This is a genomic window from Erythrobacter sp. Alg231-14, from assembly GCF_900149685.1.
Taxonomy (GTDB): domain Bacteria; phylum Pseudomonadota; class Alphaproteobacteria; order Sphingomonadales; family Sphingomonadaceae; genus Erythrobacter.
On sequence record NZ_LT702999.1, the window covers coordinates 175,684 to 201,455 of the forward strand.

A 25,772-nucleotide genomic window follows, 5' to 3' on the forward strand; every position below is an offset into this window, starting at 1 on the left:
TATACGCGCCGTCTGCATCCAATATCGGTGTTTTGCCGCGCGATTTCAAGCGAAACCGACTGAAATTCACCGATAATTGTTCAGATTTTCACGTGCTATAATTAACGAAACGCTGAAATTTCGATCATGGCCTAGCCTGAAGACAACTTAGCCCCGCGATCACGGGTTGCCGCCAGTGTGCGGGTCAGCAATTCAGTCAGGGCGTCAACATCATCCAAGACATTCAACCCTTCGCGTGTCATGCCGCCCGGACTTGCCACGCGATCGGCCAACTCCCCCGGAGAAAGGTCTGCCTGAGCGGCCAGCGATGCGGCGCCGTCGACCATCGATAATGCAAGGCTGCGCGCTTGGTCGGGTTCAAGACCCAATTTCGCCCCAGCCTGCGCCAAAGAGTCGATGAAACGGTACACGAAGCCCGGCCCTGAGCCGGCCAAGGCTGTGGCGAGATCAAATTGCTCCTCCCGCTCCAACCAAACCGCGCTGCCTAAGATGTCATACTGGGCCGAAACACGGCCGCGTTGGTCATCGGTCAACCCGTGATCCATCAAAATGATCGGTGATTTGTTGATGCGAGAGGCGAGGTTCGGCATCACCCGAATATGAGATGTGGCGCCCGGATAGGCGTCCTGCAATTGCGCCAAGGTCTTACCCGCCAACAGCGAATGCACCGAGACACCCTTGGCCAATGCCTGAAATTGGGGTGCGGTCTCATCCAATTGATGCGGTTTGAAACCAAGCATGATGGCGTCATGGGCGTTTGCTTCAACGGCCTGAGCAACATCGGTGAATTGTGTGACCCCTGCGGGGACGGATTTGGGCGACCGATTGAGCACTGCAAAGCGCGACGGATCGCCCCCCGCATTCAACCAGCCCGCCAACATCGCACCCGACATATTGCCGTATCCGATGATCAACAATTGTCCTGCCTTACCGCCGCTTTGATCGTTGGTCGCCATTGGAAAACATCGCCTTTCGCATCCTTAGATGGCTACGCTTCACCCGCCGCGTCAACCATCGCGGCATCCAACGCGTCGCGCGGCGATTTGTCACCCCATAGAACGAATTGAAACGCCGGATAAAAACGGTCGCACTCATCAATGGCGCATTCCACAAGCGATTGCGCTTGTTGGATCGACAACATGCCATCATCGCCCAACAACACGCCATGGCGATACAGCAAGACGTCGCCATTTGACCAAATGTCGAAATGGCCCAACCACATTTGTTCGTTGATCAAACTGAGCAGTTCGTAGGCCCGTTGCCGTTTCTCATCCGTGACACGGATATCGGGCATGCATAGGAATTGGAGCACATTGTCCGCGCTGCGCCAAATTGCGCGCAATTGGTATTTGGCCCAACTGCCCTGCACTTCGCCGACCATTTCATCGTCGGCAACAACTTCACAATCCCACCCACGCGCTTCGAACAAAGCGGCAAGCATTTCTACGGGCGCGGCGTCGTCATTAGCGCTATATTCAGGTTCACGCGGTCTCATGGGAAGGCTTTCGAAAGGAGGGGTTTGGTTTGCATCGCGTTAACGAATGCCCCCAACCCACATCGAATGGCAATGCACGCGCGGTGGAGCGCTGGGGAGAACCCATTTCGCCTGTTCAAAGCTTGTGCAAAGAAAGCCGGGGATGACCCAAACTTTTACCTAAGACGCTGAATTTCCGTGCCTTCTGGGCTGGTGTAGGTAAAGGTCTCTAGCCCCTCACTTGCCAAGCCGTTGACCAATGCCCGCGCGTCAGACCGGCTATCGACCGGTCCGGCCAGCAATCGGTTCGCTTGCCCCCATGGCGTAACATGGGGTTCAAATGCGCCCAACAATTCGGGCGCGCGGCGAACAAATCGGCGCCAATCAAAGCGCAATGCATCAACATCGCGACCGGTGGCCAATTGCACCCAAATCCGGCGAGCATGTTCCGGCTCGGCAGGTTCGGGCGCGGCCTGAGGCGGTGCTTCACGTGGAATTTCAATCGCGGCGAGATCAACGGCATCACCGCTGGAACCGGCAACTGGCATTGCGGCACCATCCGATCCGGATCTGAGGTCAGCAAAAGCATCGGCAACCGTCGCTGGATTGCCGCGTGATTGTTGCGCTTGCTCGCCAACAACTTGCGTTGTGGCGATGTCCGGCAAAGAAGATGCTTGGCCCGATACCGCCCCTGATCCAGAATTGGTCTCTGTTTCCGATGCCCGCGCCAAATCAAATCCGGGGCTGGCGGGTTCGGTTCGGCGTGCGGTGTTTGCTTCAACCGGTTCGGCTTGCTCTACTGAAGGTGGGGCGCTCTGCACCACCTCGCGCGATACGCTGGCGATTTGGACTGGTGGTTCCGCCGCAATCGGAGCGCCCAGTGGTTCACCCACCGGCTCCAACAAAGCCCCTGCTGCACCCTCTTGCGCAAAACGAGCGATCCGCGGGTCTTCACGGCCAATATCGGCCGCGCGCGGGAAAATACCAAGATTGGCGGCCGCCGCTTGCTGTGCCGCAGTCAGGCGGGGCATATAGGCGAGATATGGGTTGATGCGGGTGGCCAAATCGCGGGGCATCACGGCGTCAACAATCGCCTCAGCCCGCTCCTGCTCTCCCAAAATCGCCAGACCAAATGCGCGCGCACGGATGGCCGCAACGTCGCGTGCCTCGATCAGCGGGGCGAGCGTCGATTGAAACCCAACATCATTGTTGGAAATCGCATAACTCAATGCCAATCGCCGGCGCGCTTCGTCGTCTTGCGGGTTCAATTCAATCGCGCGGGCATAGGCAGTTTGCGCCGCATCCTGATCACCGACCAGGTCAAACGCCAACGCTTGATCGCTTAACACTTCACCTGCCGGGACACCGCCGGTGCGCGCTGCGTTAAGCAACGGAATGGCTTCAACCGGGCGCCCAGATTTGATGTACACGCGCGCTAAACCCAGTTTGACGCGTGGATTGTCCGGTTCGATATCGGCCGCGCGACCGTAGAACCCCAAGGCCGCATCGTGATCGTCCACTGCCAAAGACGCATCGCCTGCTTCTAAGAGTGCGCTGATCCGGCGCGGGCGACGGGCCAGTTCCAACAACGCCCGATTCAAACGTTGAATTTCTGGCGATGGCAGCGGTTGAACAACTTCGCGGGCGGTGGAATCCTGAGCAAACGCGGCGTTTACTGGCAGGAAATGAACGGCAGCGATAGCGGCCGCGCTAAACAATAGCGCGATAGGGCGGGAGGTGTTTGGCATCGTACTCACACGCAAAATCGCTAAGCATTAATAGACGCGGCGTCACCCAGTGCGCGCAAAACGCGGGGCGAACAGGGTGCTAAATTGGATGAAGCGCGGCCGAGCAAAGCCGCCCGCGCAATCATGGCCTTAGCGTACGTTACTGATTGTTCTGCCGACCGAGGAAACGAGGGATGCTGAGCGCGGGCGCGTCACCATCTTCGTCATCATCGTCGTCTTCCGATCCCGAAGATCGCGACAGATTGGCCATGCGTTCAAACAAGGTGCTACCACCTGCTGCACCGCCACCAGCACCGGCACCGGCACCGGCACCGCCAGATCCTGCGGGAGCAGCGTTTCCGCCGCCACCTTCGGTTCCGCCTTCGGATCCACCGCTATCGGCTTCATCACCGCCAGATCCCAAGATACCCCGGCGACGTCCGCCGCCCAACCGTGCTTCGACCGGGTTGTTTTCTTCGGACAGCCGGTCGGCATCGGCAAGAAGATCATCCTGTTCCGCGCCATCAACTTCCTGATATTCCGAATATTCGCCGTCGCCGTCCGATCCGGCTTCCGATCCACCGTCCATCATGGCGGCGTCTTCATCATCGGCACCGCGAAGGCCCGCCAGAGGATCAACGATCCCGTCAACGTCGTCGCCCTCGTCGCCCATTTCGTCGCCGGCTTGCATGCCGGTCAGGTCAAAGGGTTCATTGCCATCCGATGCGTCTTCATCTTCATCGTCTTCCGCAGCCATCGCATCGGCCACCGGATCCGGGATCACCGGTGCGCTTGCCTCAAACTCGGGCTCAGCCTCAGGTTCCATCTCTGGTGCGGTCAATTCAATAACCGGCTCCGGCTCCGGCTCTGGAGCCACCGCCGCAACGCTTTCCTCCACTGCATCCATCGCGCCATCACCGGCTAGGTCGAGAACGGGCCGTTTTGGCGCACGTGAACTCGACAAAGATGATGGGGTCGCCCGCGGCGCTTCGCCTGATGCGGTTTGTTCAATGCCTGTCGCTACAACAGATACGCGGATTTTACCCGAAAGGTCGGGATTGAACGCACTGCCCCAAATGATGTTGGCGTCTTCATCGACAAGATCGCGAATGTGGTTTGCGGCCTCATCCACTTCCATCAATTTCATGTCTTCGCCGCCGATGATGGAGATGATGACGCCTTTTGCGCCTTGCATGCTCACCCCATCCAGCAACGGATTGGCGATCGCCTGTTCCGCCGCATCCAAAGCGCGATTTTGGCCTTCGCCTTCGCCGGTACCCATCATGGCTTTGCCCATTTCGCTCATCACGGAACGAACGTCGGCAAAATCGAGATTGATAAGACCTGGCATCACCATCAGATCGGTGATTGAACGCACGCCTTGTTGAAGCACTTCGTCGGCCAGTTCGAACGCTTCTTTGAACGTCGTCTCAGGCTTTGCGACCAAGAACAGATTTTGGTTCGGGATCACGATCAACGTGTCGACGTGATCTTGCAGTTCGGCAATGCCGGCTTCGGCCGCGCGCATACGGCGCGTGCCTTCGAACAAGAACGGCTTTGTTACCACGCCAACCGTCAAAACACCCTTGCGGCGGGCCGCTTCGGCGATGACTGGCGCGGCGCCAGTTCCGGTGCCCCCGCCCATACCGGCGGCGATAAAGACCATGTTGACGCCTTCAAGCGCCTCTTCGATTTCGGCAACGGTTTCTTCGGCCGCCGCTTTGCCAACTTCGGGACGTGCACCCGCGCCAAGACCGCCGGTAATATCGGGGCCAAGTTGAATGCGCGTTTCGGCAGAACTGCTGTTCAATGCCTGAGCATCCGTGTTCGCGACGATGAATTCAACGCCTTCGATTTCAGACGCGATCATATTGCCAATTGCGTTGCCGCCCGCTCCACCGATACCGATTACGGTGATCTTGGGGCGCAGATCGTCGGTGTCCGCTGGTCCGATATTGATGCTCATCGCTTAAATCCTCCAGACGCAAAATTGGGTAAAGGTCCACTTTGCGCGGTTATTTCTACGTTCTTTGTCTGTGACACATTCGCGATGCGCCCGTTATCCCGCGAAAATCCTTATCCACAGCGGGTTATTAGCCCTCATACACCATGATTTCGCTTTGGTGAATCCTCCGCTCGCCTTGTTGCGGCACCACCTTACCAGTTTTTACAACCGGCGGCCGGCCTGATTGCCGACCTTCAACCGGTCAAAAATACTCGCGCATCGCCCGCCAAAGCCGACCAATCGCAAAGGTCGATCCCAATGAACCGCCAAAATCCTTGTGGCTGGTGTAACGTGAGCCAACCGATCGGATGTCTATCGGGTCTTCAGCCGCGTAAAGGCAAAGGCCCGCCAAACCCGCAAAACCGGGCGTGGCGTGCGCTTCGGGAAGACCGGTTAGGGTTGGAGTGCGGCCAATGCGAACGGGCATGGCCAAGGCGCTTTGCGTGAATTCAGCCAATCCCGCCAATTCGGCGCCGCCTCCGGTTAAGACAACTTGACCTGCGCTGGTCCCGGAAAAGCCCATCCCTTTCAAAGAACGGCCAATTTCGCCGGTCAATTCAGCCTGAGCTTGAGTGATGACGGAGATCAATTCGGCGCGCGCAATCCGGTTCTTGTCATCTGCGCCGCGGGCTTGTGGGCCACTGGCGTCTTCGACGGTTTCGTTCGGGCCATGCACGGGGATCATCTCGCGGTGATCGCTAGGTGAAGCGATGGCGGATCCTGATACGCATTTCAAACGCTCGGCCTGGAACCGTCGGATGCCAAACGCGCTGGCCACGGCATCAGTGATGTCGCCTGATCCCATCGGAATGGCGCGCAAACCCAACAACATCCCACCGGCAAAGACAGAGACATTGGTCACGTCGCTGCCGATTTCGACCAGCGCCACGCCAAGCTCTCGCTCTTCGGGTGAAAGACACGCATATCCCGATGCAAGCGGCGCAGCGACAACCGCTTCCACTTCGAGGTGGGCGTTTTGGACCGCTTCCATCAAATTTCGCACCGGCGCACCATCTGCCAACATGACATGCACATCGACGCCCAAACGTTCGGCGTGCAATCCACGCGGATTGGCAACGCCATGCGCGCCATCCAATGTGTAATGAGCCGGTTGTGCGTGAAGGACGGTACGCCCGTCAGGTTCGATCATACCGCGCGCCTCGATCAGGAGATGTTCGATATCCTCTTCTTCGATCCGGCGACCGCCAATTTCGATTTCAACTTTGGAAACCCGGCTTTTCAATCCGGCCCCTGCGCAGGCAATCCACACGCTTTGAACGCTGGTCCCGGCGTTTTTCTCCGCCCGTTCCACCGCATCGCGAATGGCGTAGGTCGCGGCTTTCATGTCGGTGACATAGCCGCGCTTTATGCCTTGGCTGGCGCGATGGCCCGAGCCCAGCACGATCAAATCGCCGGTTTCGGTTTCGCCCATGATCATCGCCGAAATGCGGAACGATCCTACATTCACCGCGCCAAATATCTTGGCTAGGCGCGCTTTCGAGGCAACTTGTTTAGAGGCGGCTTTGCTCGCTGGCATTATGGGTTCCCCGTTTCGCCCAATTCGACCGCGTCCGCACGGCCCGGCACACGCATGTAAATCCGCGGCGGTGATCGCATATCAAATGTAGCCACTTGTCCGCCCAACAACCGGTTTTGGCCATCCATTCGCGCAAATTTCACCAATGCGCTTGCCGATTCATCGGCGCCTTCGGGTAAAGCAAGGACTTGGCCGCTTTTGAAAGACAGGTTCCAACGCCGATTGCCAACCCATTCGGCACCTTCGATCTGGGGGCCTAACGCCGGTGCCGATGCCAACAATTGATCCAACGGCTCAACTTGTTTTGCAGCGCCCGGTCCCGATATGCGCAACATATCAGTGGCGGCCTCTGCCGAAACAGGTTCCAACTCCACGCCCTCTGCATCGATAAGCATCAAACGATCGGGTCTTTGCAAGGCGGCGTGCGGAGTTCGCTCTACAATATCGATCGCCAAGGTCGATGGCAGTTGGATCGAAACTCGCGCGTCTTTGACCCATGGCAGTTCGAGCAATTCGGCGCGCAACGCCTCAATCTCGACCTGTGGCATCGGCCGGTCTTTTTGTGCCAAAGCGCGGGCGTAAACCTGACGTTCGTCCATCCGTTCGGTGCCGGTGACCCGCACATGTTTGACCTCGAACCCAGCATCCGATGCCATCACCGCGACTTGCGCGCGTGCCATGGCAGGAACGCCGGCCAAATTGGCGATTACAAAGGCCAAACCAACCGCACCGCCAATTATGATGGTGAGCCAGATCGTGCTCCATTGTTCTTCGGTGAACGGCAAAACGCCCATGACACGATCGACCATTCCGGTGGTCTTTGCCTTTGCCCGGCGCGCGCCCGCGGCGCGGCTCTGCGATTTGGCTGCGCGGCGAACGCCTTTGCCGCTGCTCCGCTTAATCTTGGCCATGCGATCCCCCTGATAAATTGTGGACGCGGATCGCTTCCATCACGATCAATTCCACCAATTCGGCATACCCAATATCGGCGTGACGCGCCTGTTCCGGAACAAGGCTTAACGGGGTCATGCCCGGTTGGGTGTTGGTTTCCAAAACGAACAAGCCGTCTTCGCCTTGTTCGTCATCCCACCGATAATCGGTGCGGCTTGTGCCATGACACCCCAAAACCTCGTGAGCTTTGATAGCGTATTGCTCACACAATGCGGCGATTTCCGGCGGGATGTTGGCGGGACACACATGTTGTGTGCGCCCTTCGGTGTATTTGTGTTCGTAATCGTAAAAACCGGTTTCGATAATCAACTCGGTCACGCCCAACGCGCGCGGTCCATTGGCGCTGTCGATGACAGCGGTGGTGAGTTCGCGCCCTTTAATAAAGGGTTCGGCGAGCAATTCGTCAAAATCCTGCCAAGGGCCGACGGCCTCGCGTGCAATTGGATTGCCGACATTGCTGTCTTCGGTGACGATCGCGACACCGACGGAGGATCCTTCATTGACCGGTTTCAGAACGTATGGGCGCGGCAAAGGGTCGCGCATGTGCAGATCATCGACTGCAACGATTCTGCCGCCCGGCATCGGAATGCCATGCGGGACAAGCGCCTGTTTGGTCAGCTGTTTGTCGATCGCGATCACACTCGTCGCGAGACCGGAATGGGTGTAGGGAATACCCATCAGGTCGAGCATACCTTGGACGCTGCCATCTTCGCCCGGCACACCGTGCAGCGCGTTAAAAACCACATCGGGTTTCAACTCTGCCAAACGTTGGGCGACGTTGCGGTCCAAATCCAATTGGGTGACAGAATGACCGTTCATTTCCAACGCATCGGCAACGCCCGCACCGCTCATCAAGGACACTTCGCGTTCATTCGCCCAGCCGCCCATGAGGACCACGATATGGAGGGGTGGTTTTGCAGTCATGGCCGACCCACGCGTCTAATTTCCCACTCAAGCTGAACGCCTGAATTGGCGTAAACTTTCTCGCGCACCATCTCTCCCAATGCTTCGATTTCTGTCGCCGTGGCAGAGCCGGTGTTGATGAGGAAATTGCAGTGCTTCTCGCTGACCTGAGCGCCGCCATTCATCAGGCCGCGACATCCCGCATCATCGATCAATTTCCAACTGCTGTGGCCAGGAGGGTTCTTGAACGTCGATCCGCCGGTCATGCTGCCGATGGGTTGTGCGCCTTTGCGTTGATCAGAAATGCGCGTCATTTCGGCTTTGATCGCGTCCGGATCCCCCGGCACACCTTCAAACCGAACCGCCACCACAATCGCCCCTTCGGGCAAAACGGAATGGCGGTATGAATATTGAAGATCGGCATTGGTCAAAGTGACAAACTGCCCGTCGGGCAAAATCACATCGCAATCGACCAAGACATCGCATGTTTCGCGGCCGTAACAGCCGCCGTTCATTTTGGTGACGCCGCCTACCGATCCCGGAATGCCAGTCAGGAACGCCAAGCCATCAATGCCCGCCTTGGCTGCGCGTCGGGCAACCATATTGGCAGGCGCTGCCGAACCGGCGGTCACAGTGGTGTCGCCGGTCACCTCAACATTGGCAAATTCCTTACCCAATTTCACAACGATGCCGGGCACGCCCCCATCGCGGATAATCATGTTGGAACCTACACCCAACGCCATGACGGGATGGTCACCGTTTAGGTTTTCGCAAAAGGATTTCAGATCATCGAGATCTGCGGGTTCAAATAGCCAATCGGCGTTTCCGCCTGCTTTAAACCAAACATGTTTGGCCAAACTCGCATTTTGAGTCAGCCGGCCACGGATGTTCTCAATTGGAACGGGCGCGCTGGCACCGCCATCAACGGCGCAGGTCGGCGCCATGCCGTTGTCGCGGCCATTTTCCGGAGAAGTCCAGTCATCGGGTTGTGTCATGTTCGTCATGCCTCCCGCTTTGATTCAATCGCGCCCGCAAGCATAGCAGCCCATTTGGTGATATCCCCCGCGCCGAGGCACACGATGATGTCTCCCGGTTCGATTTCTGCGGCAAGTGTGATGGCAAGGTCGCTTTGGCTGGACACTGTGCGCGCGCTGCGATGACCGCGTGATTTCAACCCAGCAACAAGGCTTTCTGCGTCAACGCCTTCAATCGGGTCCTCCCCGGCTTCGAACACAGGGGTTACAAACACCATATCGGCATCGTTAAAACACGATTGAAAATCATCCATCAAATCGTTCAGGCGGCTGTAGCGATGCGGTTGGGCAACCGCGATGACGCGCCCTTCGGGAACGGCTTCGCGTGCCGCGCCCAACACGGCGCGAATTTCAACTGGGTGATGGGCATAATCGTCAATCACACTGACCACCGCACCATCAAGGGCAATCGACCCAACTTTGGTAAAGCGGCGACGCACGCCGCTAAAGCTGTTGAAGCCTTCACGAATAACGCTGTCTGCGCATCCCATTTCAATCGCGACCGCAATCGCGGCAAGAGCGTTTTGAACGTTGTGCCGTCCGGGCATGGGCAAATGCACGCCCTCGATCCGGCGGTCTTCTTCGCCGCGTTGACGCACAATCACATCGAATGTGTTGCCCCCCTCATTGGGGCGAATATTGACGCCGCATATGTCGGCCTGAAGAGAGAAACCATACGTTACGACCTTGCGATCGCGCACATCGCCAATCACGGCCTGAACCTCAGGGTGGTCCACGCACAAGATCGCCGCGCCATAGAACGGCACGTTGTGAATGAACTCAACAAAGGCGCGTTTCACACCTTCAAAATCGCCGTAATGATCAAGGTGTTCGGGGTCGATATTGGTCACAACTGCAATTGTGCCGTCGAGCCTTAGAAAACTGCCATCGCTTTCATCGGCCTCAACCACCATCCAATCGCTATCGCCAAGGCGCGCGTTGGAACCATATTGTTCAATAATACCGCCATTGATGACCGTTGGGTCAACATCGCCGGTGTCCAGAACGCTGGCGATCATGCTGGTCGTGGTTGTTTTACCGTGCGTACCAGCGACAGCGACGGTCGATTTCAACCGCATTAGTTCCGCCAACATTTCGGCGCGGCGAACCACCGGAATACGTTCTTCTAAAGCGGCCGCGACTTCGGGGTTTGTGCGGCGCACGGCGGTTGACGTGACGACCACGGATACGCCCGCAACGTTTTCTCTTGCATGGCCGATATGCACCGCAATGCCGCGCGCGCGCAGGCGTTCAACGCTGGGCCCGTCGGAAAGGTCGCTGCCCTGAACATTGTAGCCAAGATTGTGCATCACCTCGGCGATGCCGGACATGCCAATGCCGCCGATTCCTACGAAGTGGATCGTGCCAATATCTGTGCCGACGCCCTTCATCGAACGGCGTCCTCGCCCCGATCGCGGGTCGCGGTCTGCGGTTTCGTGGCGGACGCGGCTTTTTTCGGCGCGGCCTCGCCCACTCGGATGACATCCATCAAATCAATGCCGCCCATACTTTCGACCAAATCGGCCAAGTCTTTCGCCGCTTTGGGCCGTCCGCAATTCCAGGCGCCATGCGCGGCATTGGCCAAGCTGGTTGGGTTTTGGGCTAAAGCCTGAATTTGCTTGGCCAATTCTTTGGGTGTGAAATTGTCTTGGCGGATCATACGCGCGCCGCCGGCTTTCGCAATTTCGCCGGTGTTTGCCGCTTGATGATCGTCGGTCGCGATCGGCAATGGGATTAGGATCGCCGGGCGTCCAACTGCGGTCAATTCCGCGATCGTCGATGCGCCCGCTCGACCGATAAACAAATGCGTCCCCGCCAGCCGTTCGTGCATGTCTTCGAAATAGGTGCCCAGTTCGGCCGGAATGTCATGATTGGCATACCGTTCCCGCACCGCGTCAACATCTTCGGTTCGACATTGCTGGGTAACCTGCAACCGTTGGCACAAGGCCGGCGGCAACATAGCCAAACCATCGGGGACCACTTCGGATAGGACGCTTGCCCCTTGGCTTCCGCCCGTGATCAAAACCCTCAACAACCCTTCTTCGGTGAGCTCAGGGTAGTCTTCATCGCGCAACGCCAGAACTTCTTCGCGCACGGGATTGCCGACAAGATGCGTCTTTTCGACGTGCTTGGGCTTTAGCCGCGCGACTTCGGGGTATGATGTCGCAATCGCTTGGACGCGCCCGGCCAAGAGACGATTGACCCGGCCAAAGACCGCGTTTTGTTCATGCACAGCGCTGGGAATTCCGGCCGATGTAGATGCCAACAAAGCCGGCAATGCGGGGTATCCCCCAAAGCCAATCACCGCCGATGGTTCAAAACTTTCAAACAGTCGCAGCGCCATATTGCGCCCTTCGATGACGGCCCGAACGCCGCCAAACCAATGCAAGGGATTTTTGCCAAAGCGACCGGCTGGCAGAATGTGGGCGGTCAGAAATTCAGGCTTTCCCGGAATATTCGCGCCACGCTCATCTGTAATCAATGCAACATGGTGGCCGCGCGCATGCAGTTCCTCTGCCAATGCAAAGGCAGGGATCAAATGCCCCCCGGTGCCCCCAGCGGCGAGGACGAAATGACGACTGGCGCCGGTTGGCACGTGCTGTGTCGTTTCGCTGTTCATGTGCGCTCCTCATTCTTTTGGCGCTCAAATAGGTTCTTTAATCCCGGCGTTTCGCGTTCGAGGAACGGATTGCGCCGTGTAATGGCGAGCAACAGGCCGATCGTGAAACACACGGCAATGGTGGATGAACCACCGTAACTGACCAATGGCAACGTCATGCCCTTCGACGGGAAGAGTTGAAGGTTTACCAGCATGTTGATGAACGCCTGCCCACCGATTTGGGTGGCAAGGCCCGCCCCTGCAAGGAGCGCAAATAGGTTTTCTTCGTCAACCAACCGCACCAATGCGCGCGCGACGATCGCAACAAATAGGATAAGGAATAGGCCGCACATCAAAAGCCCAAATTCCTCACCAATCACAGAGAAAATGTAATCCGTGTGTGCCTCTGGCAGGTTCATTTTGCGCGTTCCCAGCCACAGACCGCTGCCGGTCCAACCGCCATTCAACAATGTGCGTTGCGCCAAGTCGACTTGATCAAAGGCGGTGCCCCCGCCAAAGAAACTGTCAATGCGGTATCGCGCATTGTCATACAGGAAATAGGCCGCCGTGATCGACGCCAACCCACCTAGGATAAGCGCGGCGACACGTTGGATCGACACACCGGACAGCAAGACCAGCACGAACCAAACGCCGCCAAAAAGGATCGTCGCGCCAAGATTGGGCTGCAGCATCAACAACGCGCCCACCAGTGCCATCGTCAATGTCGCGTATCCCAACACGGGCAATTCTGGATCGCGCAATCGCCAAGACAACATCCACGCCAGCAGGATCGCAAAACCGGGTTTTAGAAATTCGCTCGGTTGAAGAGACATACCAAGGTCCAACCAACGGCGCGCGCCGTTCTTTTCGACTCCGATAATCGGCACAAGGAACAACAGGAATAGCATCGCCACCGCCATCAAGATGCCAATGCGCCGCGCGTTTTCGCGGCTGACGAATGAAACCGCAACCATCACGCCCACGCCCAGCATTTGGAAAACGATGTGACGTTTGAAGAAGACGAATTCACCAACATTGTATTGATTGCCCGCCGCCGGCGATGCCGCCGCAACGGCAACTGTGCCCAACATCATCAAAAGGAGGACAAGTCCCAAAAGCCATTTGTCGACTTCGCGCCACCAAACGCGCATCTTTTCGCCCAAGCCGCGACGGGTGGGAACGGGTGCGTGAAATTTGGCATCGCCGCGAACGGCAGAGTTGGTGCCATGATTGGATGGGGAATAGGCGGTGCTCATGCGGCTTCGCTTCCCATGGATCCCGAACCGATTATCCCGGCTGGCGTGCAATCCACGCCATCTTCGGCGATTACACCAACGACTTGGCGGAAATGTTCGCCGCGTTTCTCATAATCACGGAATTGATCGAAACTCGCACAAGCCGGAGAGAAGAGGACGACATCGCCGGGTTTGGATGCGGATCTTGCACGGCGCACGGCCTCGCCCACCAATTCGCATCGTTCGACATTAGGCACATTGCCATCCAACAATTCGGCAAATCGCGGCCCCGCTTCACCAACGGTGTAAGCCGCAGCCACGTTGCCCAAATGGTTGGCGCATTCGCCCAGACCATCCTCTTTGGCCAATCCGCCGACGATCCAATGAACCCGGCGATGCGCGGAATCGGAAGGAAACGCCGCCAATGCCGGGGCGGTCGATGCTGTGTTGGTTGCTTTGCTATCGTTGATGAAGAGGACACCATCCTCGGTGCACAAACGCTCCATCCGATGCGGCAATCCGCGATAGGATTGCAGCCCTTGGGCGATGCTTTGATCCGACAGGTTCAATGCCTGACACATCATAATTGCCACGATGGCGTTTTCGTAATTGTGCGGCCCTTGCAATGAAGGCCAATCGGCTTGCGCAGTTAGTGGCTCACCCCCCGCCGTCATCAGGCCGAACGGATCGGCTGGATCGGTGTTTGGATTGCACCACAACTCGCTTTGACCTTGATCGTATTGATCAATGCGTTCGCGATGGTCGTGCCACATGCTTTCACCCAACACCGATACGCGTCCCGCCGATTGCATGGCGAATAGGCGCGCCTTGGATGCGGCATACGCCTCAAACCCGGCATAGCGATCAAGATGATCGGGCGTGATATTGGTCAGCGCTGCGACATCGCAATCCAGATTGAATGTGAGGTCAATTTGATAGCTCGACAATTCGAGAACGTAGACAGCATCTCCGCGATCATTGGGCGCCAACGGCTTTTGCGCCATAATCGGTTCACCAATGTTCCCGCCCAGAACGCTGGGAATGCCCGCTTTGCGAAGGATGTGGTGGATTAGGGCGACTGTGGTGGATTTACCATTGGTGCCGGTCACGCCGATCACTTTGTGCGGGGGCAATTCAGGGCGGGCAATCGCGAACAATTCGATGTCGCCGATGATCGGAGCACCGAATTGCGCGGCATGCGCAGCAATCGGATGCGTGTTCAACGGCACGCCGGGTGACACCACCAATCCATCAAATCCGGTAAGGTCCATCTCCAACGGATCGGCGATGGTGCACCGCCCTTCGAATGGCTCGCGCGCATTGGGCTGGCGATCCCACACAGTCACATCCGCACCGCTTGCCAACAACGCTTCTGCCGCCGCCGCGCCGGAACGCGCGAGCCCGAGGATCGCGTAACGTTTGTCGGCAAAGGCGGTGGAGGTGATCACGGTTGGCGCGTTACCTCAGCTTCAACGTGGCAAGCCCGACAAGCGCGAGGATAATCGCGATGATCCAAAACCGGATCACGACCTTGCTCTCACTCCAGCCGAGCTGTTCGAAATGGTGATGAATGGGCGCCATACGGAAAACCCGTTTGCCGGTCCGTTTGAACCAGAACACTTGGATAACGACGCTGGCGGTTTCGGCGACGAACAATCCGCCGACGATCAACAGAACCACTTCGTGATGCGCAGCAACCGCAATCGCACCCAAAGCCCCACCCAGCGCGAGTGAACCAGTGTCGCCCATAAAAACAGCGGCAGGCGGTGCGTTGAACCAAAGAAACGCCAATCCGCCGCCCATTATCGCGGCGCAGAATATCGCCAACTCGCCCGCGCCCGGCACATGCGGAATACCCAAATATTCGCTAAAATCGGCGCGCCCGACCAAATAGGCGATTATCGCAAATGTGCCCGATGCGATGATTACCGGCATAATCGCCAGGCCATCCAGCCCATCGGTCAAATTCACCGCATTGCCAAATCCCACGATAAATACCGCCGCGAACACGTAATAGAACGGGCCCAACGGGATGCTCACATCCGAAAAGAACGGGATGTACAGATTGGTGTTGATCTGGCTGACGATGAGGTAGCTGGCGATCCCAGCGACGATGAATTCACCCAGCAACCGGACCTTTGCCGAAACGCCGGCATGGCTGTTTTTGGACACTTTGTCGTAATCATCCAGAAAACCGATCAGACCAAAACCGATCGTCACCGCAAGACATGCCCAAACCAAGGGGCTGCGCAGGTCCATCCAAAGCATCAATGACAATGCAAGGGACACCAAAATCATAAGCCCGCCCATAGTCGGCGTGCCCACTTTTGCCTGATGGCTTTGTGGTCCATCTTCGCGGATCGGCTGCCCTTTGCCTTGGCGCACGCGCAACATGTTGATGAACTTTGGACCAATTATCAGTCCAAATACCAACGCCGTCATCAACGTCGCGCCGAAACGAAACGTCTGATATCGAACCAGATTCAATAAGCCTTCAAAGCCAAGCCATTCAGCGATCAGATAGAGCATTCAGATCCCTTGAGCGCGGGTCATTTTTGATCGCGCGTAAAGTGTGACACCAGACTGCCTAAGCCAACCGAATTGGAACCCTTTACGAGCACCGCATCCCCGTTTGTAAGACCGAACATATCGAGTTCCGCCATGGCTTGCGCAGGCCCTTCGCAATGCGCGAAGCTGGGGGTAAAGCCAAGCGAGGCGGCGCTCCTTCTCCCCAGCTCTACGGCCAGATGACGCATCTCATCGCCAACTAGGATCACATGGTCGATCTGTGCATCGGCCAACGGTTCCGCGAGCTGCGCGTGAAAGCGTGGAGCAAAATCGCCCAATTCCTTCATACTGCCCAGCACCGCGACCCGGCGGTGTGCAGGTGTTTGACCCAATGCTCGCAGCGTTGCGCGCATCGATGCTGGGTTCGCATTGTAGCTTTCATCGACCAGCAACGCTTTGCCGCCAACCGCTGTGATATCAAATCGCGCGCCGCGGCCTTTCAATCCGCCCATTTCGGCCAACGCCAAACCGGCGCTGGCCAAATCGCCACCTGCGGCGCGAACGGCGGCCATCACCCCCAAAGAATTGGAAATCCAATGGTCGCCCGGCTCGGCGACGGAATAACACACGCGTTGACTGCCAAGATCGGCGGTGACGAGCGATCCGCCGTGCCCTTCGGGAATGGCATCAAGCAACCGCACATCGGCATCCGCGCTGCGTCCAAATGTAACGACCTTTACGCCCAATTTTCGCGCGTGGTTGACCATCCGCTCGGTGTATTCGCTGTCTGCAGGGATGATGGCGGTGCCGCCTTTCACCATCCCCGTGAAGATTTGTGATTTTTCATCCGCGATCGCCTCAAGGCTGCCCAAATTTTCAATGTGAGCGGGTGCGATTGTGGTGATCAACGCAATGTGAGGGCGAACATGATCGGCCAATGGAGCGATTTCGCCGGTGTGGTTCATACCCATTTCAAACACGCTAAAATCCGCGCGGGCGGGCAATCTGGCCAAGCTCAGTGGAACACCAACGTGATTGTTGTAACTGCGAACGGAGCGATGGGCTGCCCCGCGACTGGCACGGTTAAGACTGGCAAAGATCGCTTCTTTCACGCCGGTTTTTCCGACCGAGCCCGTTACGGCAATCCGGGTCGCATCGCTGCGGTCGCGCGCGGCATGCGCAAGCGCGTGAAGCGCCGCGTTTGTGTCTTTGACTAAGACGTGTGGGTAATTGACGGCACGATCCGTGATTGCGGCAACCGCGCCTTTGGCAAACGCTGCATCGATGAATTTGTGACCATCCATCGCCTCACCCTTTAAGGCAATGAAGATGTCACCGGGACGCACATCGCGGCTGTCCATTTCGACGCCGGATGCCTGAAAGGCGTGGCTTGCGCGGCCGCCGGTGGCGGCCTCAACGCTGGCCGCATCCCACAAGGACATAGGCAAAGCATCGCGCGGATCCAACGGCCATTTGTGCAGCAAAGCGTGCGATTGTGCGTGCAGAGGTTTCATGCCGATACCCCTTGAGCGGCGCATTCGCGTGCAACCTGCACATCGTCGAATGGCAATATTTTCATATCGTCTCCAGAACCGATTATCTGTCCTTGCTCATGCCCTTTTCCGGCAATGAGAATGATGTCGTTTGCACCCGCTTGTGCGGTGGCTGCGGCGATAGCTTCGCGTCGACCGGCAATCGCTGTTACGTGGCTTGCCGCGTTTGCGCCGCTTAGAACCGCGCTTCGAATGATGCCGGGATCTTCGCCGCGTGGATTGTCGTCCGTGACAATCGCGACATCCGCGAATTGCGCGGCGACAGAGCCCATCGGGCCTCTTTTGCCCGTGTCGCGATCCCCACCAGCGCCGAATACAACGATCAGTTTGCCGCCCCGTGCCGCGTCCACATGGCCGCGCAATGCCGCGATGGCCGCTTCCAATGCGTCGGGCGTGTGCGCGTAATCCACATAAACAGGGGCACCGACCGGCGTGATGACCGCGCGTTCCAATCTGCCGCGCACCGGTTGAAGGCGGGTGACCGCGTCGAAAACTTGTGATGCTTCCGCACCAAGCGACAGCGCAAAGCCCGCCGAGACCAGGGCGTTGGCCGCTTGATAAGCGCCGATCAATGGCAATTTGATGGTACGTTCGGCCCCTTCGTATTCAACGGTCAGCATTTGGCCGAGCTGGGTCGCCTCGCGCTTTGTCAGGCGAAGGAAGGTGCCATGATCCGTGTCCGGATCGTCCGCACAAGGCGACCCAACGACAAGCACGCGCAGGTCACGATTTCGCGCATGCCCAATGGCGCGGCGGGTCCACTTGCAATTATCCCCGCCGTCCCAAATTATCGCCGATCCACCCGGCTCAACCACTTCATCAAACAGCCGCATCTTGGCCGCGAAATACGCGTCCATCGTATCGTGGTAATCCAGATGATCGCGACTAAAATTGGTGAACGCGCCGGCGGCAACCCGCAAACCTTCATTGCGGTATTGCGAAAGGCCATGGCTGGATGCTTCATAGGCGACATGGGTGACGCCTTCGCGCGCCAATCCGCTCATATTGCCAAGGAACGTCACGATATCCGGCGTGGTCAATCCGGTGGAAACGCTTTCATCCGGCGTGGTTACGCCCAAAGTCCCAATGCTGGCCGCGCGTTCGCCGCACATGCGCCAAATCTGGCGAGTCATTTCAACACAGGACGTTTTGCCGTTGGTTCCGGTCACCGCGACGATATGCCGTGGCGTCGGCGTGAAGAAACCCGATGCCAATTGCGCAAAGGATTGACGCGGCTCATCGCTCGCAATGTGCATCGCGCCTTCGACGTGAACATCCCCGGACGCGACAATCGCCACCGCGCCGGCCTCGATCGCGGCAGGGATAAAATCCTCTGCGTTGAATTTCTCGCCTTTGAATGCGCCAAAGACTGTGCCCGGCGCGACCTTGCGATGATCGATAGCAAAGCCTGTGACGGTCACATCGCCAACATCTGTGGCGGCCACCGTGTCGCAATAGCCGTTGATCGCGGCGCGTTGGATCAATGCGGCAAGCTTCACCGCCGTCCCTCCACCAAATAACGCAGATCAGAAATGTCCACATCGCGATTGGCATCGGGCAATACGCCCAACATCGGGCCAATCCGGGGAACCAACTCATTCACAATCGGCGCGGCGGTGTATGCCGCCGTGCGTTGCCCACGGCTAGCAGCGGTGCCGCGCGGTTCATCAAGAACGGTGACCACGACGTAACGCGGTCGGTCCATAGGAAAGGCGGCGGCAAAGGACGAAATAAGTGCGGTTTCGCGGTAACCACCGCCCGAGGCCTTTTCGGCCGAGCCGGTTTTACCACCCACACGAAAGCCGGCGGCGTTGGCGCTGCGTCCGGTGCCGTAGATCGAGATCATGCGAAGCAATTGACGCATCCGCGATGACGTCGAGGCCTTGAACACGCGGTGACCGCGATCTTGCGCACCCGGTTCAACCCGGCGCAACGTGGCCGGACGCCAAATTCCGCCATTGACCATGGCGGCATAGCCGCTGGCCAAATGAAGCGGCGTGACAGCAATACCGTGACCATAGCTAACCGTCATATTGGTAAGCCGCGACCACGTGCCGTTGGGTCGTTCTTGGGGCCATTGCGGTTTACCGCGAGCCTGCAATTCAATGTCGGGCCGCACATTCATGCCCAGGTCCAACATCACTTGGCGCAATCGCGCTTCGCCCAATTCATCGGCGATCCGCATCGTTACGGTGTTGGATGAATAGGCCAACGCTTCTGGTACGTTAAGGGTGTCGCCCTTTGGTTTCAGGTCACGGAACAGCCGTCCCGCCATCTCAACCGGCCTCGCGTCCCACTCCGCGCTCAAATCGCGCACGACACCGGCGTCGATTGCGGCGGCGATGGTCAACGGCTTGAACGTCGATCCTAATTCGTAGGTCGCATTGGTGACGCGGTTATAGATGTTGGGCGAATGTTGAACATTGGCCAAGTTCGGATCGAACGCAGGGAGCGAGGCCATCGCCATCACTTCCCCGGTGTCTACATCCAATACGATGCCCGCCGCGCCAATGGCGTCGGTGGCCAACATGCCTTTATTCAACTCATCTTCGAGAGCACCCTGAACCCGAAGATCAATCGACAATGCAATCGGATTTCCACGCAATTCCGGATCAGACAATTGCGGGTTAAGGACCTGCTCCATGCCCAATTGGCCGACAAGCTCGCGGCTGTCGTCTTCCATGACGTAGCCGAGAACATGCGATCCCAATGATCCTTGTGGGTAGTGGCGGTCATATTCGCGCGGAATTTCCAAGGCGACTTCGCCCAATTCGAAAACCCGGTTTGCATCTTCGGGTAGAATGCGGCGCATGATGTAACCGCCGCGATCCGATGACAAAACGCGAACGGTGCGTTCCACATCAAGATCGGGGAAAATAGATTGAAGGCGCGTAGCCACGGCATCGGGTTCAGCCACCAATGGCGCGCCGTCGTCACCCATGGCGCGCGGGTTGAACCACAAGGCATAGGCCGGGAATGTGCGGGCAAGCGGAGTGCCATTGCGATCGGTGATCTCTCCGCGCGGCGGCAACAATGCATCGGCAAGGTTTGTCTCACTTGGCGCAGCGCCGACAAAACCAAGATATCCAACGCGCATCAACGCGACCAATGCGACACAGGCGAACACGCCAATAATCACCAACAGCCGCAGCCGCGCCGTGACCAATAGGCTGTACCGCATATGGACAAATTTCACCCGGCCGGCCGGAATGGCGGGGCCCGGTTCATGGGCATTCAACCGGCCTGTTTGCTGCGGGGTTGAAAAAGGCAGGGTCGGTTCAGATCCCGCGGCTCCCGCCCCAGAATGTAACGCGATCGCCGTCATTCGCTGGTCTCGGCCGCCAATAGTGTCGCATCGCCCGGCGTTTGGGCGTTCGCCGCACGGATCGGCGATGCTTCGATCAGGAATTCACCAAACGCCTCGGTAAAGACCGCGCCAGCATCTTCGCTCGCATCGATCGACGCCAAAGTAATCGGATCACCTGTCAACGGAGAGACCATCTCTCGCGGTTGCGCATCGGGGCCACTCAAATCGGCGCGGGCCACACGAATGGGCGCGGGCGCTTCGGGGCCTACAGGCTGGCCTAGACTGGCTAATTGACGATTGCTTTCAAGGTATTGGTCGGCGCGAGGCGCGCGATAACCCAATTCCACCGCGTTCCATTCGGCCAATTGCCGTTGGCTTGCGCGAGTTTGAAATTCGGTCTCCAACAACAGCGTTTCACGCTCCAATTGAATAATCTTGCGTTCGGCCAACGACACTTCGCTTTTGACCGCATGCACATTGAAACTGAGCACAGCGAACAAAGCCAAGCAGGTCGCGAGCACCGCGACCCAACCGATTTGGCGAATGCGAGAGCCGGTGGCGATCATGAGCTTGCCCTTTCAATTGCTGGTGCGCTGGTGCGGATGGCGTGGCGGAGGATGGAGGAACGGCTTCGGGGGTTTGCGTCGATTTCGGCGACGCTTGGTCGGATGGCTTTTGAAACGTTGACAAAGGTTGGCGGCGGGCCGGGAATTTCGCCGGGTAGATGGCGTGACACGGCGCGCCCTGCCCCCGATGCTTCGCGCAAATACCGCTTCACGATGCGGTCTTCGAGGCTGTGAAAGCTAACAACGGCCAACACCCCACCTTCGCGCAACAAAGCTTCGGCAGCGTTCAAACCCGCACGCAATTCGCCCAATTCATCGTTCACATGGATGCGAACAGCCTGAAACGAGCGGGTCGCAGGATCTTTCTTGTCGTGCGGTTTGTGCCCCAATGCGCGGCGCACCACGCGGGCCAGATCGCCAGTCGTCTCAAGAGGACGCGCGGCAACGATCGCGCGCGCCACACGGCGGGACTGACGTTCTTCGCCGTAATGATAAAGCACATCGGCAATCGCAGATTCGTCGGCGGAATTGAGAAAGTCCGCCGCGCTTTCACCCGATTGGCTCATCCGCATATCCAACGGACCGTCGGATGAAAAAGCGAAACCGCGCGCGCTTTGATCAAGCTGCATCGACGACACGCCAATATCCATGACCACCGCATCGACTTGATCCACGCCAATCCGTGTCATTTCAGATCGCATGTCAGAGAACCGTTCGGCGTGCAGCGACAGCCGGCCATCAAATTCGGCAACCATCCCCGCACCATCGCGGATCGCGTTCGGATCGCGGTCAAATCCATAAAGCCGGACACCCGACGACAACAAAGCGCGCGAATATCCACCTGCGCCAAAGGTCGCATCGATCACCGACATGTCCGGTTTCGGTTGAATGGCGGCGACCACTTCATTGAGGAGAACCGGGATATGAGGAGCGGTCGCGATTTGCGGGGTCATTTCTTTGCCCCCTTGGATTTTGCTTTCGCCTCAGCCTCGGCAACCAAGCGTTTGCACGTCGCCTGAGCGCCCTTCCACGATGTGTCCATCCGGGCCAATTCCGCCGGATTCCACACAAAGAAGAATTCGCCGCCGCCCTGAAAATACAGGCCGCCTTCAACCTTGCCGAGCTCTTTCAAGTGATCCGGCATCACAAATCGACCGCTGTCATCGTAGGGGATTTGTTCGAATTGAAACAATTGTCCGGCGCGCACGTCGCGGTCAAAATCGTTGAGCTGCAAACGGATCGCCCGCTCTTCTTCACGGTCCAGTTGCTCATGCAGGCGGTCAATCCGCGAAAGACCAAAACCGATCAGGCAATCAAACCGTTCATGGGCGAGCAGACACAGTGTCTTTGAGCCGCCGGACGCGTCTTTCACCGCCTTGCGAAATGCCGGAGGCAGGACAAAACGACCCTTATCGCCGATCGGCGAATAGGCCTGTCCATGATATGCTCCCAGCGTAGCCACGCGACTATTCTCAACCCCTCTTTTGCCGGCCAATCATTGACCAGGCTGACCTCCTCAAACGCGCCCGAACCCCGCAAAGCAGCCCCCTTTGGACAGATCTTCTCCGTCGCCGCACCCGCGCGAACGGGAGCAGCGCGCCAACCAATCGGGATGACGCGGGGCAAACAGGCATGTTTGATGGAAGACGGTAATATCCGGGAAGCAGGCGGGTGACTAGGGTTTTTCTAGGAAAATCACGGGATTAAACGGTAAATTGTTGATTTACTTTAATTTCTATTTCGTAAAAACTCGCATCCGACGTCAAATAGACCCCGAATTTCCCGCAAGATCCCGCAACATTACGCTGATAATCCGTCAGAATCCCGCAAAAGCCCCGAACGAGTCCCACCTCACCTCAAAGCCTTCAGTGATTTCCCGTAATATTCCCGAATGACCAATTTTGCCGTCATCAAACACCCTATTGGGCGCGATCAATCGTCGTACGCAAAGGCAAGCAACGCGTTGATTGCACTACCATTCTCGCCCGCCAATTGCTCGTCTTCAAAAACGGCGGCGTCGGCCACAATGGTAACCAGCCCCTCTCCAACGGCGCATTGCTGCACCGGATACGCGTCGTTGCGGAGGCAGGCATGGCCCGCTGCTTCGATCTCGCCGGTCAATAGAACCGCAAATTCCCCGTCACCGATGGTCACCGTTCGCGCGGCAAACTCCTGCGCTTCGTTAAAGGTGATGGTCATACCCCAGCGTGCCACAACCGGCGGAATGAATGCCACAGCGTTGGGTCGCCGCGCATCGCCCAGTGGCAGGTCGTATTCACCGGTTAACATGGGATCGAGTACCAAGAGCAGGCGTCCCCCGCCTCGCACCCAATCGTCCAGCGCGACATTGTCTTGCGGCGAAAGGCCGCGCGGCTGCACAATCGCCAGCCGCGCCAGATTGCTAAGAGGATTTGTCGGAGCGGCGTTTGGGTCAAGAGCGGCAATCGGCGCAACCGTATCAAGCGGGATTACTTTATGGCATTGCCCCAGCGCTTTAGCTTGCCACGGAGGATCAACTTCGCCGCGTGCGTAGTTTGCAAAATCGACACCTAGGGGGAAATTGAGCGGTAGGCCCGTCATCAGACCCAAAGTTGGCAACGGCTGCGTCTCCGCGCAATCGGGGGTCATCAAAACCACATCAGTATCAGTGGTCGGATCAACCCTCGCCTCGCAACCGCTTAAACCCCATTGGCACACGGCTAAAAGGGCAATGGCGACGCTATCCAAACCATCTTTAAGGAGCGGGCGCATCGTCGACCGGTGCGGTGTCCTCCGCCGACAATGGCGGCAAATCCGCCGGCAAGTCGGTCGGCGTTGGGCTTGGTTCTGCGGGGATGTCAGGAACAATCCCAGCATCGGCGAGCGGGTCGCGTTGCGACGCCGCCTCTGTTGGTTCGGTCGTCGGCGCGGCATCGGGGACCGCGCCCTCCTGCGTCAAATCGGCCTGATTGCCCAAAACACTGGCCAATCCGACTAGCAAGACCATGGATCCAATGCCGAACAAGCCGACCTGAAGCCGCTGCGTTGCCTCAGACTTGGTTCCGCCCAACGGCGCACCTTCGGGAGGCGCCTCGCCTTCGGCGGTGCCTTGCTGCACAGATTGCGCTTCGGATACGCGCCGCGAGAATTTTCCGCCTGTCATGTGTGTCGGTTTAGCCCCGCGATCCGCGTGTGTCGATCAATCGCTGTTGGATTGCTCCAACCAATCGAACACCGGCAAACCTTTCGATGCCAGCCATTCCGCGTTGTAGAGCGTCGAAAGATACCGGAAACCGGTGTCGCACAGGATGGTAGCGATTTGCGGTTTGTCGCGACCTTCTGCGACAAGTTGTTTGCCCAATGCAATCGCGCCGGCAACGTTGATCCCACTGGACAGGCCGAGACACAGCCCTTCTTCGCGTAGCAATTGCGCAACCCATTTCATCCCTTCTTCGTCGGAAATGCGGAATTGCGTATCAATTGGCGCGCCTTCCAAATTGGCGGTAATCCGGCCCTGACCAATCCCTTCGGCGACGGATGATCCCTCGCCTTTCAATTCGCCATTCGCGTAATAGTTGTAGAGCGCCGCACCATGCGGATCGGTTAGCGCGATGCGAATATCGGGGTTCTTTTCTTTCAACCCCATGCCGACGCCCGCAATCGTGCCGCCGGTTCCGGCTGCACAGGTGAAACCGTCAATCTTGCCGCCGCTCTGCTCCCACAATTCAGGGGCGGTTGTCTCGATGTGCGCGCGCCGATTGGCGGTGTTGTCGAATTGCCCAGCCCACACCGCGCCTTCTGTTTCTTCCGCCATACGACGCGATACGTGCTGGAAATGGCAGGGATCGGCATATTTGGTCGGTGGCACCAATTCCAACCGAGCGCCCAACGCCCGCAACGTGTCCATTTTTTCTTTGGATTGGTTGTCCGGCATGACGATGATCGTCTTGTACCCCAGTGCGTTCGCGACAAGCGCGACGCCGATGCCGGTGTTGCCCGCCGTCCCTTCGATGACAGTACCGCCCAGTTTCAAATCGCCGCGTTCTTCTGCGTCGCGGATCATGTAGAGCGCCGCGCGATCCTTCACGCTGGAGCCGGGGTTTGCGAATTCGCATTTGCCCCAAATGTCACAACCGGCCGCTTGGCTAGCACCAGCGAGCCGAACAAGGGGCGTGTTTCCGATCAGGGCGAGCGTGTCGCCAATAGGCTTAGTGATGTTCATAGATGCGGATTTAGGAGCTGGGAGCGCGCTCGGCAATGCAGATCACCTATGGCGCTGCAAAAGCCATCTTTGCCGCGTCCATTGCGCAGCCCCCACAAACACCGCGTGACGCCGTCTGGACCCTTAGATTGGCCAAACGGAAGCCAAAATAAATGCGCAGAGGAGTGCTCGC

General features: G+C 57.9%; 22 protein-coding genes. All 22 read right to left on the reverse strand.

What is annotated here, in order from left to right:
* Window positions 1–131: 131 nt before the first annotated feature.
* Window positions 132–956 carry a pyrroline-5-carboxylate reductase dimerization domain-containing protein gene (locus BQ8290_RS00855; RefSeq protein ID WP_108786812.1) on the reverse strand — a complete coding sequence of 275 codons (825 nt, stop codon included), beginning with the start codon at window positions 954–956 and terminating at the stop codon, window positions 132–134.
* A gap of 32 nt (window positions 957–988) precedes the next feature.
* Complete coding sequence (locus BQ8290_RS00860) at window positions 989–1,495, reverse strand: YbjN domain-containing protein (protein WP_108786814.1); 507 nt, start codon at window positions 1,493–1,495, stop codon at window positions 989–991.
* Between the two features lie 155 nt (window positions 1,496–1,650).
* Complete coding sequence (locus BQ8290_RS00865) at window positions 1,651–3,222, reverse strand: tetratricopeptide repeat protein (RefSeq protein WP_108786816.1); 1,572 nt, start codon at window positions 3,220–3,222, stop codon at window positions 1,651–1,653.
* 139 nt (window positions 3,223–3,361) lie between these two features.
* A complete protein-coding gene (gene ftsZ / locus BQ8290_RS00870; protein WP_108786818.1) occupies window positions 3,362–5,167 on the reverse strand; it encodes a cell division protein FtsZ in 1,806 nt (601 codons plus the stop codon).
* A gap of 241 nt (window positions 5,168–5,408) precedes the next feature.
* The gene (gene ftsA / locus BQ8290_RS00875; RefSeq protein ID WP_108786820.1) at window positions 5,409–6,743 is read right to left on the reverse strand and encodes a cell division protein FtsA; all 1,335 of its coding nucleotides are present in this window, start codon (window positions 6,741–6,743) and stop codon (window positions 5,409–5,411) included.
* Window positions 6,743–7,654, reverse strand: a complete 912-nt coding sequence (locus tag BQ8290_RS00880; RefSeq protein WP_108786822.1) for an FtsQ-type POTRA domain-containing protein — start codon at window positions 7,652–7,654, stop codon at window positions 6,743–6,745. Before BQ8290_RS00880 ends, ftsA begins: the two co-directional genes overlap by 1 nt.
* Window positions 7,641–8,618 (reverse strand): D-alanine--D-alanine ligase, encoded by a 978-nt coding sequence (locus BQ8290_RS00885; protein WP_108786824.1) that lies wholly within the window; start codon window positions 8,616–8,618, stop codon window positions 7,641–7,643. Before BQ8290_RS00885 ends, BQ8290_RS00880 begins: the two co-directional genes overlap by 14 nt.
* Window positions 8,615–9,601 (reverse strand): UDP-N-acetylmuramate dehydrogenase, encoded by a 987-nt coding sequence (gene murB / locus BQ8290_RS00890; RefSeq protein WP_443112303.1) that lies wholly within the window; start codon window positions 9,599–9,601, stop codon window positions 8,615–8,617. Before murB ends, BQ8290_RS00885 begins: the two co-directional genes overlap by 4 nt.
* Entirely contained in the window at window positions 9,598–11,022 is a 1,425-nt protein-coding gene (murC, locus tag BQ8290_RS00895) for a UDP-N-acetylmuramate--L-alanine ligase (RefSeq protein WP_108786826.1), read from the reverse strand. The genes murB and murC overlap by 4 nt, the downstream gene beginning before the upstream one ends.
* Entirely contained in the window at window positions 11,019–12,251 is a 1,233-nt protein-coding gene (murG, locus tag BQ8290_RS00900; RefSeq protein ID WP_108786828.1) for an undecaprenyldiphospho-muramoylpentapeptide beta-N-acetylglucosaminyltransferase, read from the reverse strand. Before murG ends, murC begins: the two co-directional genes overlap by 4 nt.
* Window positions 12,248–13,486 (reverse strand): peptidoglycan glycosyltransferase FtsW, encoded by a 1,239-nt coding sequence (locus tag BQ8290_RS00905; protein WP_108786830.1) that lies wholly within the window; start codon window positions 13,484–13,486, stop codon window positions 12,248–12,250. The genes murG and BQ8290_RS00905 overlap by 4 nt, the downstream gene beginning before the upstream one ends.
* Window positions 13,483–14,913, reverse strand: coding sequence for a UDP-N-acetylmuramoyl-L-alanine--D-glutamate ligase (murD, locus tag BQ8290_RS00910; RefSeq protein ID WP_108786832.1), 1,431 nt, complete (start codon window positions 14,911–14,913; stop codon window positions 13,483–13,485). The genes BQ8290_RS00905 and murD overlap by 4 nt, the downstream gene beginning before the upstream one ends.
* Window positions 14,914–14,923: 10 nt before the next feature.
* Window positions 14,924–15,994 (reverse strand): phospho-N-acetylmuramoyl-pentapeptide-transferase, encoded by a 1,071-nt coding sequence (gene mraY, locus BQ8290_RS00915; RefSeq protein ID WP_108786834.1) that lies wholly within the window; start codon window positions 15,992–15,994, stop codon window positions 14,924–14,926.
* 20 nt (window positions 15,995–16,014) lie between these two features.
* Window positions 16,015–17,487: a UDP-N-acetylmuramoyl-tripeptide--D-alanyl-D-alanine ligase gene (locus BQ8290_RS00920; protein WP_108786836.1), complete on the reverse strand. Its 1,473-nt coding sequence runs from the start codon at window positions 17,485–17,487 to the stop codon at window positions 16,015–16,017.
* Window positions 17,484–19,025, reverse strand: coding sequence for a UDP-N-acetylmuramoyl-L-alanyl-D-glutamate--2,6-diaminopimelate ligase (locus BQ8290_RS00925; protein ID WP_108786838.1), 1,542 nt, complete (start codon window positions 19,023–19,025; stop codon window positions 17,484–17,486). The genes BQ8290_RS00920 and BQ8290_RS00925 overlap by 4 nt, the downstream gene beginning before the upstream one ends.
* Window positions 19,022–20,707, reverse strand: coding sequence for a peptidoglycan D,D-transpeptidase FtsI family protein (locus BQ8290_RS00930; protein WP_337661475.1), 1,686 nt, complete (start codon window positions 20,705–20,707; stop codon window positions 19,022–19,024). Before BQ8290_RS00930 ends, BQ8290_RS00925 begins: the two co-directional genes overlap by 4 nt.
* 140 nt (window positions 20,708–20,847) lie before the next feature.
* Window positions 20,848–21,399 (reverse strand): hypothetical protein, encoded by a 552-nt coding sequence (locus BQ8290_RS00935; RefSeq protein ID WP_108786842.1) that lies wholly within the window; start codon window positions 21,397–21,399, stop codon window positions 20,848–20,850.
* A complete protein-coding gene (rsmH, locus tag BQ8290_RS00940) occupies window positions 21,396–22,352 on the reverse strand; it encodes a 16S rRNA (cytosine(1402)-N(4))-methyltransferase RsmH (protein WP_108786844.1) in 957 nt (318 codons plus the stop codon). The genes BQ8290_RS00935 and rsmH overlap by 4 nt, the downstream gene beginning before the upstream one ends.
* Entirely contained in the window at window positions 22,349–22,861 is a 513-nt protein-coding gene (locus tag BQ8290_RS00945) for a division/cell wall cluster transcriptional repressor MraZ (protein WP_108786846.1), read from the reverse strand. The genes rsmH and BQ8290_RS00945 overlap by 4 nt, the downstream gene beginning before the upstream one ends.
* 470 nt (window positions 22,862–23,331) lie before the next feature.
* The gene (locus tag BQ8290_RS00950) at window positions 23,332–24,126 is read right to left on the reverse strand and encodes a hypothetical protein (protein WP_337660877.1); all 795 of its coding nucleotides are present in this window, start codon (window positions 24,124–24,126) and stop codon (window positions 23,332–23,334) included.
* A gap of 7 nt (window positions 24,127–24,133) precedes the next feature.
* Window positions 24,134–24,541, reverse strand: coding sequence for a hypothetical protein (locus tag BQ8290_RS00955; protein WP_337660878.1), 408 nt, complete (start codon window positions 24,539–24,541; stop codon window positions 24,134–24,136).
* A 36-nt stretch (window positions 24,542–24,577) separates the two neighbouring features.
* Window positions 24,578–25,600, reverse strand: a complete 1,023-nt coding sequence (locus tag BQ8290_RS00960) for a cysteine synthase A (RefSeq protein ID WP_108786850.1) — start codon at window positions 25,598–25,600, stop codon at window positions 24,578–24,580.
* Window positions 25,601–25,772 lie beyond the last annotated feature (172 nt).